The sequence below is a fragment of the Streptomyces sp. NBC_00414 genome (genome assembly GCF_036038375.1).
Taxonomy (GTDB): Bacteria; Actinomycetota; Actinomycetes; order Streptomycetales; family Streptomycetaceae; genus Streptomyces.
In genome coordinates this window covers 2472466-2487647 of the sequence record NZ_CP107935.1, presented here as the reverse complement: position 1 = coordinate 2487647, position 15182 = coordinate 2472466, and the positions used below count along the sequence as shown (strand labels likewise).

Annotated in this window: 12 protein-coding genes and 1 pseudogene; 9 read left to right on the top strand and 4 right to left on the bottom strand. The window is 71.1% G+C overall.

The window, feature by feature from the left end; genetic code table 11:
- Positions 1–130: 130 nt before the first annotated feature.
- Positions 131–1588, top strand: coding sequence for an NCS2 family permease (locus OHS59_RS10640; protein ID WP_328493144.1), 1458 nt, complete (start codon positions 131–133; stop codon positions 1586–1588).
- A 248-nt stretch (positions 1589–1836) separates the two neighbouring features.
- Positions 1837–2988 (top strand): XdhC/CoxI family protein, encoded by a 1152-nt coding sequence (locus OHS59_RS10635; protein WP_328493143.1) that lies wholly within the window; start codon positions 1837–1839, stop codon positions 2986–2988.
- Between the two features lie 31 nt (positions 2989–3019).
- Here the strand turns inward: OHS59_RS10635 and OHS59_RS10630 are convergent, their stop codons facing one another.
- A complete protein-coding gene (locus tag OHS59_RS10630) occupies positions 3020–3679 on the bottom strand; it encodes an ATP-dependent endonuclease (RefSeq protein ID WP_328493142.1) in 660 nt (219 codons plus the stop codon).
- A 220-nt stretch (positions 3680–3899) separates the two neighbouring features.
- Here OHS59_RS10630 and OHS59_RS10625 point away from each other — a divergent pair.
- Positions 3900–4220: pseudogene (locus OHS59_RS10625) on the top strand (hypothetical protein); the annotation flags it as partial.
- A 58-nt stretch (positions 4221–4278) separates the two neighbouring features.
- Here the strand turns inward: OHS59_RS10625 and OHS59_RS10620 are convergent.
- Entirely contained in the window at positions 4279–4719 is a 441-nt protein-coding gene (locus OHS59_RS10620; protein ID WP_328493141.1) for an SRPBCC family protein, read from the bottom strand.
- A gap of 114 nt (positions 4720–4833) precedes the next feature.
- Positions 4834–6261, bottom strand: a complete 1428-nt coding sequence (locus OHS59_RS10615; RefSeq protein ID WP_443061419.1) for a Gfo/Idh/MocA family protein — start codon at positions 6259–6261, stop codon at positions 4834–4836.
- Positions 6262–6328: 67 nt separating this feature from the next.
- On the opposite strand from OHS59_RS10615, the gene OHS59_RS10610 reads away from it, so the two are divergent.
- From OHS59_RS10610 to OHS59_RS10585, 6 genes are all read left to right on the top strand, one after another.
- Positions 6329–7630 carry an ABC transporter substrate-binding protein gene (locus tag OHS59_RS10610; RefSeq protein ID WP_328493140.1) on the top strand — a complete coding sequence of 434 codons (1302 nt, stop codon included), beginning with the start codon at positions 6329–6331 and terminating at the stop codon, positions 7628–7630.
- Positions 7627–8568: a carbohydrate ABC transporter permease gene (locus OHS59_RS10605; protein ID WP_443061418.1), complete on the top strand. Its 942-nt coding sequence runs from the start codon at positions 7627–7629 to the stop codon at positions 8566–8568. Before OHS59_RS10610 ends, OHS59_RS10605 begins: the two co-directional genes overlap by 4 nt.
- Complete coding sequence (locus OHS59_RS10600; RefSeq protein WP_328493139.1) at positions 8565–9482, top strand: carbohydrate ABC transporter permease; 918 nt, start codon at positions 8565–8567, stop codon at positions 9480–9482. Before OHS59_RS10605 ends, OHS59_RS10600 begins: the two co-directional genes overlap by 4 nt.
- Before the next feature lie 49 nt (positions 9483–9531).
- Positions 9532–10146 carry a hypothetical protein gene (locus OHS59_RS10595; RefSeq protein ID WP_328493138.1) on the top strand — a complete coding sequence of 205 codons (615 nt, stop codon included), beginning with the start codon at positions 9532–9534 and terminating at the stop codon, positions 10144–10146.
- A 126-nt stretch (positions 10147–10272) separates the two neighbouring features.
- Complete coding sequence (locus OHS59_RS10590) at positions 10273–11016, top strand: hypothetical protein (protein WP_328493137.1); 744 nt, start codon at positions 10273–10275, stop codon at positions 11014–11016.
- A gap of 128 nt (positions 11017–11144) precedes the next feature.
- Entirely contained in the window at positions 11145–11822 is a 678-nt protein-coding gene (locus OHS59_RS10585) for a sigma-70 family RNA polymerase sigma factor (RefSeq protein ID WP_328493136.1), read from the top strand.
- Positions 11823–11917: 95 nt separating this feature from the next.
- Here the strand turns inward: OHS59_RS10585 and icmF are convergent, their stop codons facing one another.
- Positions 11918–15145, bottom strand: a complete 3228-nt coding sequence (icmF, locus tag OHS59_RS10580; protein WP_328493135.1) for a fused isobutyryl-CoA mutase/GTPase IcmF — start codon at positions 15143–15145, stop codon at positions 11918–11920.
- Positions 15146–15182 lie beyond the last annotated feature (37 nt).

Below are 15182 nucleotides of genomic sequence, written 5' to 3'. Positions count from 1 at the left end.
TCCGACGGCGACCGGTACCCGTTCAAGCAGCACAGCGTCCGGGCCGTCCCCCGGGTCGTGCACCTTCCCAAAACCCGCGCGAGCAGAGAGCGAGCCGCGGGTGCCCCTATGAACCTTGGGAGAAGGCACCATGACCCAGCAGTCACTGGAGCCCAGGACCACCGCCGACGACGCGGGTGAAGGAACCCGCGTCCCGGCCGGCCGGTCCTGGCTCGACCGCTACTTCCACATATCCCTGAGAGGAAGCTCGGTCGCGCGTGAGGTGCGCGGCGGCGTCACCACCTTCATGGCGATGGCGTACATCCTCCTCCTCAACCCCCTCATCCTGTCCGGCAAGGACGCGGCGGGGAACACGCTCGGCCAGCAGGCGCTGATCACCGCGACCGCGTTCGCCGCGGCCTTCACCACGCTCCTGATGGGCTTCTTCGGCAAGGTGCCGCTCGCCCTCGCGGCGGGACTGTCCGTCTCGGGCGTGCTCTCCTCGCAGGTCGCGCCCCAGATGACCTGGCCGCAGGCCATGGGCATGTGCGTGATGTACGGCGTGGTGATCATGCTTCTGGTGGTCACCGGACTGCGTGAGATGATCATGAACGCGATCCCGTTGGCGCTGAAGCACGCGATCACGATGGGCATCGGGCTGTTCATCGCCCTGATCGGCCTGGTGAAGGCGGGCTTCGTCCACCAGGGCAAGGCGACCCCGGTCTCGCTCGGCGCGACGGGTGAACTGGCCGGCTGGCCGGTGCTGCTCTTCGCGGTCACCCTGCTCGCCATCTTCATGCTCCAGGCCCGCGGCATCCCCGGCGCGATCCTGATCGGCATCGTCGGCGGCACCGTACTCGCCGTCGTCCTCAACGCCCTCGACGTCATCGACCCGAAGCAGTGGGCGAGCGGCGCACCCGAACTGCACGGCAGCGCGGTGTCGATGCCCGACTTCTCGATCTTCGGCGACGTCGAGTTCGGGGGCTGGGGCTCGGTCGGCGCGATGACGGTCGGCATGATCGTCTTCACGCTCGTGCTCGCCGGGTTCTTCGACGCGATGGCCACCATCATCGGGGTCGGCACCGAGGCCGGTCTCGCCGACGACAAGGGCCGGATGCCGGGCCTGTCCAAGGCGCTGTTCATCGACGGCGCGGGCGGCGCGATCGGCGGGGTCGCGGGTGCGTCCGGCCAGACGGTGTTCGTCGAGTCGGCGACGGGGGTCGGCGAGGGTGCCCGCACCGGGCTCTCCTCCGTGGTCACCGGGCTGTTCTTCGCGGCCTGCCTCTTCTTCACCCCGCTGACGGCGATCGTCCCCGGCGAGGTCGCGGCGGCGGCGCTGGTCGTCATCGGCGCCATGATGATGATGAACGCCCGCCATGTGGACTGGGCCGACCGCGCGACCGCGATCCCGGTCTTCCTGACCGTCGTGATCATGCCGTTCACGTACTCCATCACCGCGGGTGTCGCGGCCGGGGTCATCAGTTACGTCGCCATCAAGGTCGCCCAGGGCAAGGCGCGGGAGACCGGGGCGCTCATGTGGGGCCTGACGGTGATCTTCCTGGTCTTCTTCGCCCTGAGCCCGATCGAGAGCTGGATGGGCATCCACTAGGCGCTCCTCCGCTTGGGGGGCCGATGAACAACCTGCGGGTCGGTGGGGGCGCCGATGAACAACCCGCGGGCCGGTGAGGGCTGAGCGCGCAGTTCCCCGCGCCCCTCAAAAACGGGGCTGCGCCCCAGCTTCTGCCCTTAGGGGGCGCGGGGAACTGCGCAGCGAGCCCCCACCGGCCCGCACCAACGGGGGCGCGGGGAACCGCGCGGCCGGTCACAACTCACCCGCAGGGAAAAGGAGACCGAGAGATGCTGGACATCGCCGAGGAACTGCAGCGGTGGGTGGCGCAGGGCCGCGACTTCGCCGTGGCCACCGTCGTCGCCGTGGGCGGAAGCGCGCCGAGGCGCCCCGGCGCGGCCCTGGCCGTGGACACCGCCGGCAAGGCGATCGGCTCGGTCTCCGGCGGCTGCGTGGAGGCCGCGGTCTACGCCCTGTGCCAACAGGCGCTGGAGGACGGCCACCCAGTACTCGAACGCTTCGGGTACAGCGACGAGGACGCCTTCGCCGTGGGCCTGACATGCGGCGGGATCATCGACATCCTGGTGACCCCGGTGCACGCCGCCTCACCCGCCCGGGAGGTGCTCGCGTCGGCGGCCTCCGCAGCCGCCGCCGGGCAGGCCGCCGCACTGGCCCGCGTCGTCTCCGGCCCGCCGGAACTACTGGGCCGCGCCCTCCTCGTACGCCCCGACGGCCCGTACGAGGGCGGATTCGGCGCGCACCCCGCACTGGACCGCACGGTGGCGGAGGAGGCGCGGGCCTTCCTGGACGCGGGCCGCACCGGCACCCTGGAGATCGGGGAGCAGGGCTCCCGCTGCGGGGCACCGCTCACCGTGCTGGTCGAGTCCTCGGTCCCACCGCCCCGGATGATCGTCTTCGGGGCGATCGACTTCGCCTCCGCCCTGGTCCGCATCGGCAAGTTCCTCGACTACCGCGTGACGGTCTGCGACGCGCGTCCCGTGTTCGCCACGGCCGCGCGCTTCCCGGAGGCGGACGAGATCGTCGTCGAGTGGCCGCACACCTACCTGGAGCGCACGGAGGTCGACGCCCGTACGGTCCTGTGCGTCCTGACCCACGACGCCAAGTTCGACGTACCGCTGCTCGCGCTGGCGCTGCGGCTGCCGGTCGCGTACGTCGGGGCGATGGGTTCGCGCCGCACGCACCTCGACCGCAACGAACGCCTGCGTGAAGTGGGCGTGACGGACCTGGAGTTGGCCAGGCTGCGGTCACCCATCGGCCTCGACCTCGGCGCCCGTACGCCCGAGGAGACCGCCCTGTCCATCGCGTCGGAGATCGTCGCGAACCGGCGGGGCGGGAGCGGGGTGTCGCTCACCGGGGCGCACACGCCGATCCACCACGACGGGTCGTCGCCGCCGGTGCGCCGCATCGGATCGGTGGCCTGACCTCTCCCGGTCGGGCACGTGGCGCGGGGTGTCAGAGGTGGGCGAGGAGCCGTTCCAGCGGGCGCGGTGTCCGGTCGAGGTCCAGGCTCGTGACGAGTTCCCGCGCGTACTGGGCCTTGCGGCCGGCGTGGGTCCCCATGAAGCGGTGCAGGTGCTGCTCCACGGTCCACCCCCGCTGCGCGGGCTGGTTCTGGAAGGTGCGGAACGCACGCAACTCGCCCTGCTCCTCCACCACTTGCTGGATGACGTCGGCACCCAGCGAACGGATCAGCTCGTCCTCCAGGTCCGCGTCGCACATGTAGAACCCGAGCGACTCCAGCCCGTCGGCCGTCAGGTCGGAGCCGATCCCGGCCCGCTCGAGCGCGCGCCGGAAGAACCTCTCCTCCGCGACGTCGCACAGACCCGCCAGCCGTACGTCGAGCCCCTGGGGCCCGCACAGATCCACGAACCTCCGGATGCTGGTCGCGCCCCCGAGCGGCACGACCGACACCCCCTCCTCGTCGAGGTCCCGGCCGTGCCGGGCGGCCAGCGCCTCGACGGCGACCTGGTCGCTGCCGCCCTCGACGAGCACGACCGTACGTAGCCCGGCGCCGGCCGCCAGCTCCCGTGCGCTCGCGCCTGCTTCCGATGCCCCCGCGCCGCCTGCCGCCCACTCGACGACTGCCTGCCGGAACCGCCCCGTGTCGTTCATGAGTCCCAGTCTCGCAACTCCGAGCGGACCCGATCCACAGACTTTCGCCCCGGCACACCGCGGGAGCCTCGGCGGAGGGCGTCGCCGGTACCCGTGTCGGGGAGTCGGCCGGGCCGGCGGAGCGTCGACGAACCGCCGGTGCCGGCCCCTGACGGTCAGCCGGGCAGGGTGAGTTCGAAGATGCCCGAATCGGCCGGCGCGCCCAGTCCTCGACGGTCCCTCCGTCCTCGGCTGGGAGGTGGTCCGCGAGATCGAGTACGAGCACGCCCTGCGCGTCCTGCGCGAGGCCATGGAGCACGCGGCGCGCGAGGAGGGCGGCACACCCGACGCGGCCCTGACGGCCCGCTGTCAGCTCGTCTTCGGGGCCCTGCGCGAGGGAGGCATGCTCCTCGCCCGGGCGCCGGACCCGGAGGCGATGCTGGAGGTGGTGGTGGGGGAGGCGGTGAAACTCCTGGGCGGAGAGACCCCCGGCGGAGAGCCCTCCGGAGGCAAGACTTCCGGAGGCAAGACTTCCGGAGGTAGGGCTTCCGGTGACGGGTGACGGGTGACGGGTGACGGGTGACGGGTGACGGGTGGCGGCTTCCTTCGAGGCTCAGCCGTCAGGGGTGCGACAGCAGCCGGTCCATCGCCCGTCCGAACATCCACCGGCCCGCCCGCCCCAGCACGGGGTCGAAGACCCGCGGCAGCCCTCGCACTCGCAGCTCCTCCCGCCACAGCACCTGTGAGCCGCCGTTCGCCGTCCGCCGTACCTCGATCTCGGCCCACCCGAGGACGAGGCCGCCACGCTTGACGAGCCGGCACAGCCCGGGCGTGCGGTCCCGGGGCGGCCGCCAGACGACGACCTCCATGCGGTCGTCGAACGCCACCCGCCCCACACCGGTCCGCGCCACGAACACCGTGCCCGCCCCGCGCGGCGGCAGCGTCACGACCCGGACCCGCGTCAACGGCACCGCGTCCGCATGCCGCTCCCACACGGTGAGCCGCCGCCACGCCTCATCGGCGCTCAGGGGGGTGTCCCGGCGCACAAGAAATAGAGCCACCCCCGGATCGTATGCACACGGCGGCGACGACGCGCCGCTGTCGCTGCCGGAGCCACCCCCCGTCCGCCGGACCGGACCGTGGCTGTCACGGGTGTCACGGGTGTCACGGGGGTCTCAGACGTCCAGCAGATCCCGCACCCGAACCGGCACCCCCGTAGTGAACGACTCATTGGCCGCGAGCCCCGTGACCAGCGACTTCGCTCCGTCGGTCGCGTCCGCCGCGCGGCCCAGCGGGTCCGGGGCCGAGCGGCGGGGGCCGAACAGGTCCTGGAGCATGCGTGCGTCCCCGCCGCCGTGCCCGCCCTCGCCGGTCGGCACCTTCACCTCGCGCGGCCGTTCCCAGTGCCGGCGCAGCAGTATCTCGGTGCGGCCCGCCCCGTCGCCCACGTCGGCGCCGTGCATGACCGCGCTCGCGCCGTCGGTCCGTACCTCGGGGCGCAGCCACGTCGACTCCTCGACGAGCAGTTCGAGCCGCCCCTTGCTCCCGTTGAACGCGACGCGATAGCCCTCCCAGGGCGCGTAGGCGGTGAGGTGGTAGGTCAGGGACGCCCCGGACGCGTACCGCACGAGGACCGCCATGTCGTCCTCGATGGTCACGCCGGGCCCGAAGACGTTCTGGTCGCGGTGGTAGCCGTCCTCGCCCTCGGCGTCCAGGTACAGCGCGCTGAGCACGGACGAGTCCGTGAGGTGTACGGCGAAGGGGTCCCCCTGGGCGGCGGGGGAGCCGTGGGCGCGGGTGTAGGGCCGGGCGAGCCCGCGTCGCCCGCCGGCCTCGTCGCCGTAGAAGAAGAGGCCGCCCTGGGCGAAGACGGTCTCCGGTTCGGTGCCCAGCCACCAGTTCACCAGGTCGAAGTGGTGGGTCGCCTTGTGGACCATCAGGCCGCCCGAGTTCGCCTTGTCGCGGTGCCAGCGCCGGAAGTAGTCCGCGCCGTGCCGCAGGTCGAGCAGCCACTCGAAGTGCACCGAGCCGACCTCGCCGATCTCCCCGGCCGCGACGAGCTCCCGTACGGCCGAATGCACGGGGTTGTAGCGGTAGTTGAACGCGACCCGCACCTCGCGGCCGGAGCGCTGCCGGGCCGCCAGGATGCGGCGGGCGCGGTCGGCGTCGGTGGTCATCGGCTTCTCGGTGACCACATCGCGGCCCGCCTCCAGTGCGCGCACGATGTAGTCGTCATGGGTCCGGTCGACGCTGCACACGACCACGAGATCCACCCGCTCGCGCCGCAGCATCAGGTCGAAGTCCTCGGCGGCGTACGCCGGTACGGGCTCGCGGCCGGGATGGTCGTCCGCGAGCCAGCCGTTGTGGACCGCCATCCGGTGCGCGTTGACGTCGCAGAATCCGACGAGGTCGACGCTGTCCGCGTATGTCCCGGCCAGTGCCTCCGTGAACATCCGGGCCCGGGCACCCAGGCCCACCACGGCACAGCGGCGACGTGAACCGGAGCCGGAGTCGGAGCCGGAGTCGGAGTCGGGGTCGGGGTCGGTGGCAGGGCGGGAACCGGTACCGGAACGGGAACCGATGCGCGGGGCTTGTTCTGACATCAGGACCATCCTTAGAGTCGGGTCCAGGGGGGTGGAAGCGCTTTCTAGCGATTGAGGTGACCCACTCATGCCCGGAAACAGGACAAGGAAGTCCTGGCAGCCCCGCATCGCGGCGGCCACGGCGATGCTGGTGTCCTGCTCGGTCCTCGCCGGCTGCTCGGGGTCGGACGGGGCGAGCGGTGCCGGTGGCAAGGTGGTCCTGCGCTACACGTGGTGGGGCAATCCGGACAGAGCGGCCAGAACCCAGGAAGTCGTCGACCTCTTCGAGAAGAAGCATCCGGACATCGAGGTGCAGACGTCGTTCTCCGGTTACGACGCCTACAAGCAGAAGCTCGCCACCCAGGCCGCGGGCGGCGACGCCCCCGACGCCATGCAGCTCGACTACCGGATGATCGACCAGTACGCCTCCGGGGGCGTCCTGCTGGACTTCGCCGAGCAGCGCGCCGCGCTGGACACCGGTGAGTTCGACCCGGGTCTGCTGGCCACCGGGAAGGTGGACGGCAAGCAGTACGCGATCCCGCAGGCCCGCGGCACGGAGACCGTGGTGTACGACGCCACCCGGTGGAAGAAGGCCGGGGTCGACCTGCCGCGTCAGGGCTGGACCTGGAGCGAATGGGCCGACGCCATGCGGGAGCTGGCGAAGCGGACCGGCAGACCCGGTGCCACCGACCCCGGGCAGAGCGAGGACGCCTTCGAGGTCTGGCTGCGCGGCCGGGGCAAGACCCTCTACACCGAGGACCGCCGCCTCGGCTTCACCGTCGACGACCTGACCCGCTGGTGGACCTTCGCCGACGGGCTCCGCCGGGAGGGCGCCGTCTCGCCCGCCGAGCAGACCACCCAGCTCGACGGGACGGTCGAGAACACCCCGCTGGGGCGCGGCAGGGCGATCTCCGACACCAACTGGGACGCTCCCTCCAGCGGGTTCGTCGCACTCGTGCCGGACGGGGTCACCCTCGCGCCCATGCCGTCAGGCGAGGACGGCACACCGGGGCAGTACTTCAAGCCCTCGATGTTCATGGGCGTCGCCGCCGACACGAGTCACCCGAAGGAGTCCGTGCGGCTCGTCGACTTCATGCTCAACGACCCGGACGCCGCGAAGATCCTCGGAGCCACCCGCGGCATCCCGGTCAACGAGGCGCTCCGCGAGCAGATCGCCCCCGGACTCAAGGACTTCGACAAGACGGTCTTCGACTACCAGGCATCCCTGGAAGGAAAGCTCAACGCCCCGCCCCAGGCCCCGCCTTCGGGGGACAGCGCGCTGCAGACCACCTTCCAGCGGGACTACGACCAGGTGTCGTACGAGCGGATGTCGCCCCGCGAGGCGGCCGAGGACTACGTCACCGAGGCGAAGGCGGAGCTGCGGTCATGACCACCACCACCGACACTCCCGTGACCGTCCCCGCCGCGAGGAGCATGCCCGCGAAGCGGCCGGGCGGACGCCGACGGGAGGGCGCCGCCTGGGTGTTCCTCTCCCCATGGGTGCTCGGCGCCGCCGTGCTGACCCTCCTCCCGATGGCCGTCTCGCTCTGTCTGTCCTTCACGGACTACGACTTGTTCAACCCGCCCCACTGGGTGGGCCTGCGCAACTACACGCAGATGTTCACCGAGGACCCCCGCTACTGGCGCTCGGTCGGCGCGACCCTCACCTACGTGGTGATCGCCGTGCCCCTGCAACTGGGCCTCGCCCTCGTCGTCGCGCTCGCCCTCAAGTCCATGCGGCGCGGCCGGGGGTTCTACCGCTCGGCGTTCTACGCGCCCTCGCTGCTCGGCGCCTCCATATCCATCGCCCTCGTGTGGCGTGCCCTCTTCAACGACGGCGGCACGGTCGACAACCTGCTGGGCACCGGCGGCTGGGTCAACCGGCCCGGCTGGGCACTGTTCGCCGTCGCGCTGCTGACGGTGTGGCAGTTCGGCGCCCCGATGGTCATCTTCCTCGCCGGACTCCAGCAGATCCCCACCGAGTTGTACGAGGCGGCGTCCGTGGACGGGGCGAGCAGGTGGCGGCAGTTCCTGTCCATCACCGTGCCCATGCTCTCCCCGGTGATCTTCTTCAACCTGGTGCTCCAGACCATCCAGGCGTTCCAGGTCTTCACCCCCGCCTTCGCGGTGAGCGGCGGCAAGGGCGGACCCGCCGACTCGACGCTCTTCTACACCCTCTACCTCTACGACCGCGGCTTCGTCGCCTCCCACATGGGCTACGCGTCCGCGATGGCCTGGGTGCTGCTCCTCGTCATCGGCGCCGTCACCGCGGTGCTGTTCCGCACCTCACGCAACTGGGTCTTCTACGCGTCCGAGGGGGACCGATGACCACCTCGACCGACACCGATGCCTCGACCGGCACCGATGCCACAACTGGCACGAGTGCCGCAACCGCCGTCGTGCGCAGGCCGGTTGCCCGGCGCCGCGTCGTCCTGCACCTCGGCGCCCTCGCCGCGCTCCTCGTGATGCTGTACCCGCTGGCCTGGCTGCTCGCGACGTCGCTCAAGCCGGCCGACGAGGTGATCGCCAGCCTCGACCTGCTGCCCGGCAGCCTGGAGTGGTCCAACTACTCGACCGCCCTCGACGGGGTGAACGACGTCTCCGTGTGGCGGCTGCTCGGCAACTCGCTGCTCATCGCGGGCGGCGCGGTCGTCGGCAACGTACTCAGCTGCTCCCTCGCCGCGTACGCCTTCGCGCGGCTGCGGTTCCGCTTCCGCGGGCCGCTCTTCGCCTTCATGATCGCGACGATCATGCTGCCGCACCACGCCGTGCTGATCCCGCAGTACATCATCTTCAACCAGCTCGGCATGGTGAACACCTACTGGCCGCTGATCCTGCCCAAGTTCCTCGCCACGGAGGCGTTCTTCGTCTTCCTCATCGTGCAGTTCATGCGGGGGCTGCCGCGCGAGTTGGAGGAGGCGGCGCGGATCGACGGCTGCGGGCCGTTCCGCAGCTTCTTCCTCGTCGTCCTGCCGCTCACCCGGCCCGCACTGATCACCACGGCGATCTTCACCTTCATCTGGACCTGGAACGACTTCTTCACCCAGCTGATCTACCTCTTCTCACCGGAGAAGTTCACGCTCACGCTGGCCCTGCGGTCGTTCGTGGACGCGTCGAGCACCTCGGCCTTCGGCCCGATGTTCGCGATGTCGGTGATCGCCCTGCTGCCGATCGTGCTGTTCTTCCTCGCCTTCCAGCGGTTCCTGGTCGAGGGCATGGCGAACTCCGGGATCAAGGGATGAGCGGAGACCTGGGGATGAGCGGCAGCCGAGGTACGAGCGGAGGCGGGGCATGAACGGCGGTCAGGCCCGGGAGGCGGGCGAGGTCTTCGGGCCGCGTATGACGCTGTTCGCGGACGTGCTGAGCGTGGGCGTGTGCACGGCCCTCGCGTCGCTGCCGGTCGTCACCCTGCCGGCGGCCCTGTCCACGGCGTGCGCGGTCCTGCGTGGCGCACGCGAGGACCGACCGGCCACGGCGGGACGGTACTTGACGGTTCTGCGACGACGGCTGCGCCTGGCCGACCTCGCGGCCGGGGCGCTGGCCCTGGCCGGCGTCCTGCTGCTCTGGGCGGACCTGGCCCTGGCCCGCGCCGGACTTCCCGGCGCCCCGGTGTTCGCGGTCGTCGCGGCGGCGATCGGCGGGTACGCGGCTGTCGTCGGCCTGCGCGCCTGCGGGCGCCCCGAGTCGCTCACCGACTGGCGTACGGCGGTCAGTGGCGCCGCCCGGGACTCCGTCGGGGACGCGGGCGGCAGCGGCCTCATTCTGCTCGCCCTCGCGGCGGCCGTGATGTGCGCGTGGATGCTGCTGCCGCTGGCGTTCCTGGCCCCCGGACCCCTGGCGATGGCACTGACGGCGGTGGACGTGCGGATGCCCGCTCGCGTGGGAGGCGCACGCGCGCCCGGGTGACCAGGGGCCCGGACGACCGGACGGCCGTGTGTCCTGGATCACGTGGCGCGTGTTGAGCGTGGGGCAGGGGCAATTCCCGTACCTCACCACGACGCACGCGCGACGAATGCGAGGATGAGGCCCGTCATGACTGCTGGGTGGGGTGTTCGCACGGTACGGGCCGCGGTGTTCGCGGTCGTCTGCGTGCTGCTCGCCGCCCTGGGGCACGTGCTCATGTCCGGCTCACCGGTGGCCTGGTGGGCGATGGCCGCCGGGACGGTGGCGACGGGCGGCGCGGGCTGGTGCCTGGCCGGCCGGGAGCGCGGACTCCCGCTGATCGTGTCCGTGGTGGTCGTCGTCCAGGGCCTGCTCCACTGGTCGTTCTCGCTCGCGCAGTCGGCGGCGGGGCCGGTGGCCTCCGGCCGGGGGACGGGCTCGGCGCGGACGTATTCCACGGACGCCATGGCCGGCATGGGAGCCATGGACTCCATGGACATGGGGCACGCGGGGCACATGGGCTCCGGACACATGAGTTCCGGACACATGGCTGCGGAGCACATGGGTGCCGGACACATGGGCTCGGGCACCATGGGCCAGTCGGCGCACGACATGGACGGAACGTCCTCACTCGGCATGCTCGCCGCCCACCTGCTGGCCGCGCTGCTGTGCGGACTCTGGCTGGCCTACGGCGAGCGCGCCGCCTTCCGCATCCTGCGCGCGGTGGCCGGACGGCTGGCCGCACCCCTGCGGCTGCTGCTCGCGCTGCCCACACCCCCGCACCGCCCGCGTATCCGTGTTCGCCGCGGTTCCTCCGACCGGTCGCCGCGGCTGTTCCTTCTCGTCCACGCCCTCACTTCTCGGGGTCCGCCCGCGGGGTCCGCTGCTCTTTAGACAGCCGGATCCCCGAGGCGCCGTCACGCGCGCCTCGGGCGTCGGCCGTACCTGCGCGTACGGCCGTACCACCTCACCGGACCGACGTGCGTGCGCACGTGCGTGCGCGCCGTCCGTCCGGATCACGGATGACCCGAGAAGGACACCTGGTGACTACTCCTGTCCCGACCGTCGACGAGTCGATAACCGCGTGGGCGCTGGCCGCCCGGGGCGGCGACCCGGAGGCCGTCGAACGTTTCGTGCGTGCCCTGCACCGTGACGTCGTGCGCTATGTCGCGCACCTCTCCGCCGACCCCCAGGCCGCCGACGACCTGGCCCAGGACACGTTCCTGAGGGCGCTGGGCAGCCTGCACAGGTTCGAGGGCCGCTGCTCGGCCCGTACGTGGCTGCTGGCCATCGCGCGTCGTGCGGTGGTCGACAGCCTTCGGTACGCCGCCACCCGGCCGCGCCTGTCCGACGTGTCGGACTGGCGGCTGGCGATCGAACGGGCCCAGCCGCGTGGCCTGCCCGGCTTCGACGACGGGGTCGTGCTCCTCGACCTGCTGGCCGCGCTGCCCGACGAGCGGCGTGAGGCGTTCGTCCTCACGCAGCTGATGGGGTTGCCCTACGCGGAGGCGGCCGAGCTGTGCGGCTGCCCCGTAGGAACGGTCCGCTCCCGGGTGGCCCGCGCCCGGGCCACCCTCATCGGCCGGCTCGCCGAGGCCGAATCACTCGCCGGGGCCGAAGCAGTCGGCGCGACCGACGCACTGGCCGGGACCGGCCTGCTCCCCGAGGCCGAGGAACCGGCCGCCGCCCTGGCCGCCTGACGGCGTGACGGCGTGACTGAAGGGGGTACCGGCAAGGTGTGCCGGTACCCCCTGGGTGAGACCTGCCCGATCAGTTCATGGCGTCGGCCCGACGCTCACACGTTCCGCCGGTACTGCCCGCCGACCTCGAAGAAGGACTCGGTGATCTGCCGCAGCGAACAGACCCGGGCGGCGTCCATGAGGACCTCGAAGACGTTGTCGCCGTTGATGGCCGCTTCCTTCAGGCGGGTGATCGCCAGCGCGGCCTCCTCCCCGTGCGCGCTCTGGAAGTCGCGGACACGCGCCAGCTGCGACTCCTTCTCCGTCTGTGTGGCGCGGGCGAGTTCGACCTCCCCGGCCGGGGCGTCGCCGCCGGGCCGGCGGAAGGTGTTCACACCGATGATCGGCAGCGAGCCGTCGTGCTTGCGCTGCTCGTACAGCATCGACTCGTCCTGGATACGGCCGCGCTGATAGCCGGTCTCCATGGCGCCGAGCACACCGCCGCGCTCGTTGATCCGGTCGAACTCGGCCAGTACGGCCTGCTCCACCAGGTCGGTGAGCTGGTCGATGACGAAGGAACCCTGCAGCGGGTTCTCGTTCATCGCCAGGCCCCACTCGCGGTTGATGATGAGCTGGATCGCCAGGGCCCGGCGCACCGACTCCTCGGACGGGGTGGTGACGGCCTCGTCGTAGGCGTTGGTGTGCAGCGAGCTGGCGTTGTCGTAGATGGCGGTCAGCGCCTGCAGCGTGGTGCGGATGTCGTTGAAGTCCATCTCCTGGGCGTGCAGGGAGCGGCCGGAAGTCTGGACGTGGTACTTCATCTTCTGCGAACGCTCGTTGGCGCCGTACCTCTCCTTCATCGCGACGGCCCAGATCCGGCGGGCGACCCGGCCGAGGACCGAGTACTCCGGGTCCATGCCGTTGGAGAAGAAGAACGACAGGTTCGGCGCGAAGTCGTCGATGCTCATCCCGCGGGCCAGGTAGGCCTCGACGTAGGTGAAGCCGTTGGCGAGGGTGAACGCGAGCTGGCTGATGGGGTTCGCGCCGGCTTCGGCGATGTGGTAGCCGGAGATGGACACCGAGTAGAAGTTGCGGACCTGGTTGGTGATGAACCACTCCTGGATGTCGGCCATCATCCGCAGGGAGAACTCGGTGGAGAACAGGCAGGTGTTCTGGCCCTGGTCCTCCTTCAGGATGTCGGCCTGCACCGTGCCGCGCACGGTCGCCAGCGCGTGCGCGCGCAGGCCGGCCGCCTCCTCGGCGGAGGGGGCGCGGCCCTCGGCGGCGGTGAACTTCTCGGTCTGCTGGTCGATGACGGTGTTGAGGAAGAACGCCAGCACGGTGGGCGCCGGGCCGTTGATCGTCATCGACACCGAGGTCGTCGGCGCGACCAGGTCGAAGCCGTCGTACAGCGCCTTCATGTCCTCCAGGGTCGCGACCGAGACACCGGAGGTACCGACCTTGCCGTAGATGTCGGGACGCTCGTCGGGGTCGCGGCCGTAGAGGGTCACCGAGTCGAACGCGGTCGACAGCCGGGTGGCCGGCTGGCCCTCGGACAGCAGCTTGAAGCGCCGGTTGGTACGGAACGGGTCGCCCTCGCCTGCGAACATCCGGGCCGGGTCCTCACCGTCGCGCTTGAACGGGAACACTCCGGCGGTGAACGGGAAACGGCCGGGCAGGTTCTCCCGCCGCCAGAACCGCACCAGTTCTCCGTGGTCGGTGAAGCCCGGCAGCGCCACGCGCGGAACCTTGTTGCCCGACAGGGACTCGCGGGTCAGCTTGGTGCGGATCTCCTTGTCCCGGATCCTCACGATCTGCTCGTCGCCGGAGTAGGCCTCCACGACTGCGGGCCAGTTCTCGATCTGCTCCGTGACGTCGGCCGGAAGCCGCGTACGGGCGGGGTCGAGCAGCGACTCCACGTTCCCGGCCTCGGAGCCGGCTCCGAGGAGCTCGTTCCTCACCGCCTCCAGCCGCTCCACACGCCGTGCCGCCTCGGCGAGCCGCTCTGTCTCGGCGTGGTACTTGCGGATCGTCTCGGTGATCTCGGCGAGGTAGCGCACCCGGTCCGCGGGCACCACCTGCCGGATTCCGGACGAATGGCGTACGTCCACCTGCGGCAGCGCGCCTTCCGCGACCGGCAGCCCCTGCTCGTGCAGGACGGTCTTCAGGTGCTGGTGCAGCGCGGTCACGCCGTCGTCGTTGAACGTCGCCGCGGAGGTGCCGAACACCGGCATGTCCTCGGGCTTCATGCCGAACGCCTCGCGGTTGCGCACCAGTTGGCGGCCCACGTCGCGCATCGCGTCCTTCGCGCCGCGCCGTTCGAACTTGTTGATGGCGACCACGTCGGCGAAGTCGAGCATGTCGATCTTCTCCAGCTGCGAGGCGGCGCCGAACTCCGGCGTCATCACGTACAGCGAGGCGTCGACGTACGGCACGATCGCCGCGTCCCCCTGGCCGATACCCGGCGTCTCCACGATGACCAGGTCGAAGCCGGCCGCCTTGACGACGTCGATCACGTCGTTCAGGTGCTCCGGCAGCTCGTGGCTGCCGCGGGTGGCGAGACTCCGGAAGAGGACCTGGTCCCCGTCGAGGGAGTTCATCCGGATCCGGTCGCCGAGCAGTGCTCCGCCACCACGGCGGCGGGTCGGGTCGACGGCGATCACCGCGATCCGCAGCTTGCCGCGCTGGTCGAGGTGGAACCGGCGCACCAACTCGTCGGTCAGCGAGGACTTGCCGGAGCCGCCGGTGCCGGTGATGCCCAGGGTCGGCGTGACCCGCTCCGCGGCGGCGGAGCGCACCCGCTCCAGCAGCTCCGCGGGCAGCTTGCCCAGTTCGGCGCCGGTGATGGCGCGGGCGATGGCGAACCGGTCGCCGGCGAGCAGGGCGGTGGCGTCGGCGGGCCTGCTGTCCCAGAGGTCGAAGTCGCAGTCCTTGATGACGGAGTTGACCATTCCGGCGAGGCCCATGCGCTGGCCGTCCTCGGGGGAGAAGATGGTCACTCCGCTCGCGCGCAGCCGGGTGATCTCCTCCGGCACGATCACACCACCGCCGCCCCCGACCACCCGGATGTGGCCTGCTCCCTGCCGGCGCAGTGATTCGACCAGGTACTCGAAGTACTCCACGTGTCCGCCCTGGTAGGACGAGACCGCCACGCCGTGCACGTCCTCCTCGAGCGCCGCGTCCACCACTTCCTGCACCGACCGGTTGTGCCCGAGGTGGATCACCTCGGCGCCCTGGGACTGGAAGATCCGCCGCATGATGTTGATCGACGCGTCGTGTCCGTCGAAGAGGGCCGAGGCCGTGACCAGCCGGACGGGGTGCACGGGTCGGTGCAGATCACTCATGGGGGGCCTTCCCAAGCACATCGGAAGAGTTCGGAAG

Bases quoted from the DNA above. Each gene is read 5' to 3' on its own strand.
- OHS59_RS10640 (WP_328493144.1), top strand. From the start codon at position 131: ATGACCCAGCAGTCACTGGAGCCCAGGACCACCGCCGACGACGCGGGT.
- OHS59_RS10635 (WP_328493143.1), top strand. From the start codon at position 1,837: ATGCTGGACATCGCCGAGGAACTGCAGCGGTGGGTGGCGCAGGGCCGC.
- OHS59_RS10630 (WP_328493142.1), bottom strand. From the start codon at position 3,679: ATGAACGACACGGGGCGGTTCCGGCAGGCAGTCGTCGAGTGGGCGGCA.
- OHS59_RS10615 (WP_443061419.1), bottom strand. From the start codon at position 6,261: ATGTCAGAACAAGCCCCGCGCATCGGTTCCCGTTCCGGTACCGGTTCC.
- OHS59_RS10610 (WP_328493140.1), top strand. From the start codon at position 6,329: ATGCCCGGAAACAGGACAAGGAAGTCCTGGCAGCCCCGCATCGCGGCG.
- OHS59_RS10605 (WP_443061418.1), top strand. From the start codon at position 7,627: ATGACCACCACCACCGACACTCCCGTGACCGTCCCCGCCGCGAGGAGC.
- OHS59_RS10600 (WP_328493139.1), top strand. From the start codon at position 8,565: ATGACCACCTCGACCGACACCGATGCCTCGACCGGCACCGATGCCACA.
- OHS59_RS10595 (WP_328493138.1), top strand. From the start codon at position 9,532: ATGAACGGCGGTCAGGCCCGGGAGGCGGGCGAGGTCTTCGGGCCGCGT.
- OHS59_RS10590 (WP_328493137.1), top strand. From the start codon at position 10,273: ATGACTGCTGGGTGGGGTGTTCGCACGGTACGGGCCGCGGTGTTCGCG.
- OHS59_RS10585 (WP_328493136.1), top strand. From the start codon at position 11,145: ATGACCCGAGAAGGACACCTGGTGACTACTCCTGTCCCGACCGTCGAC.
- icmF (WP_328493135.1), bottom strand. From the start codon at position 15,145: ATGAGTGATCTGCACCGACCCGTGCACCCCGTCCGGCTGGTCACGGCC.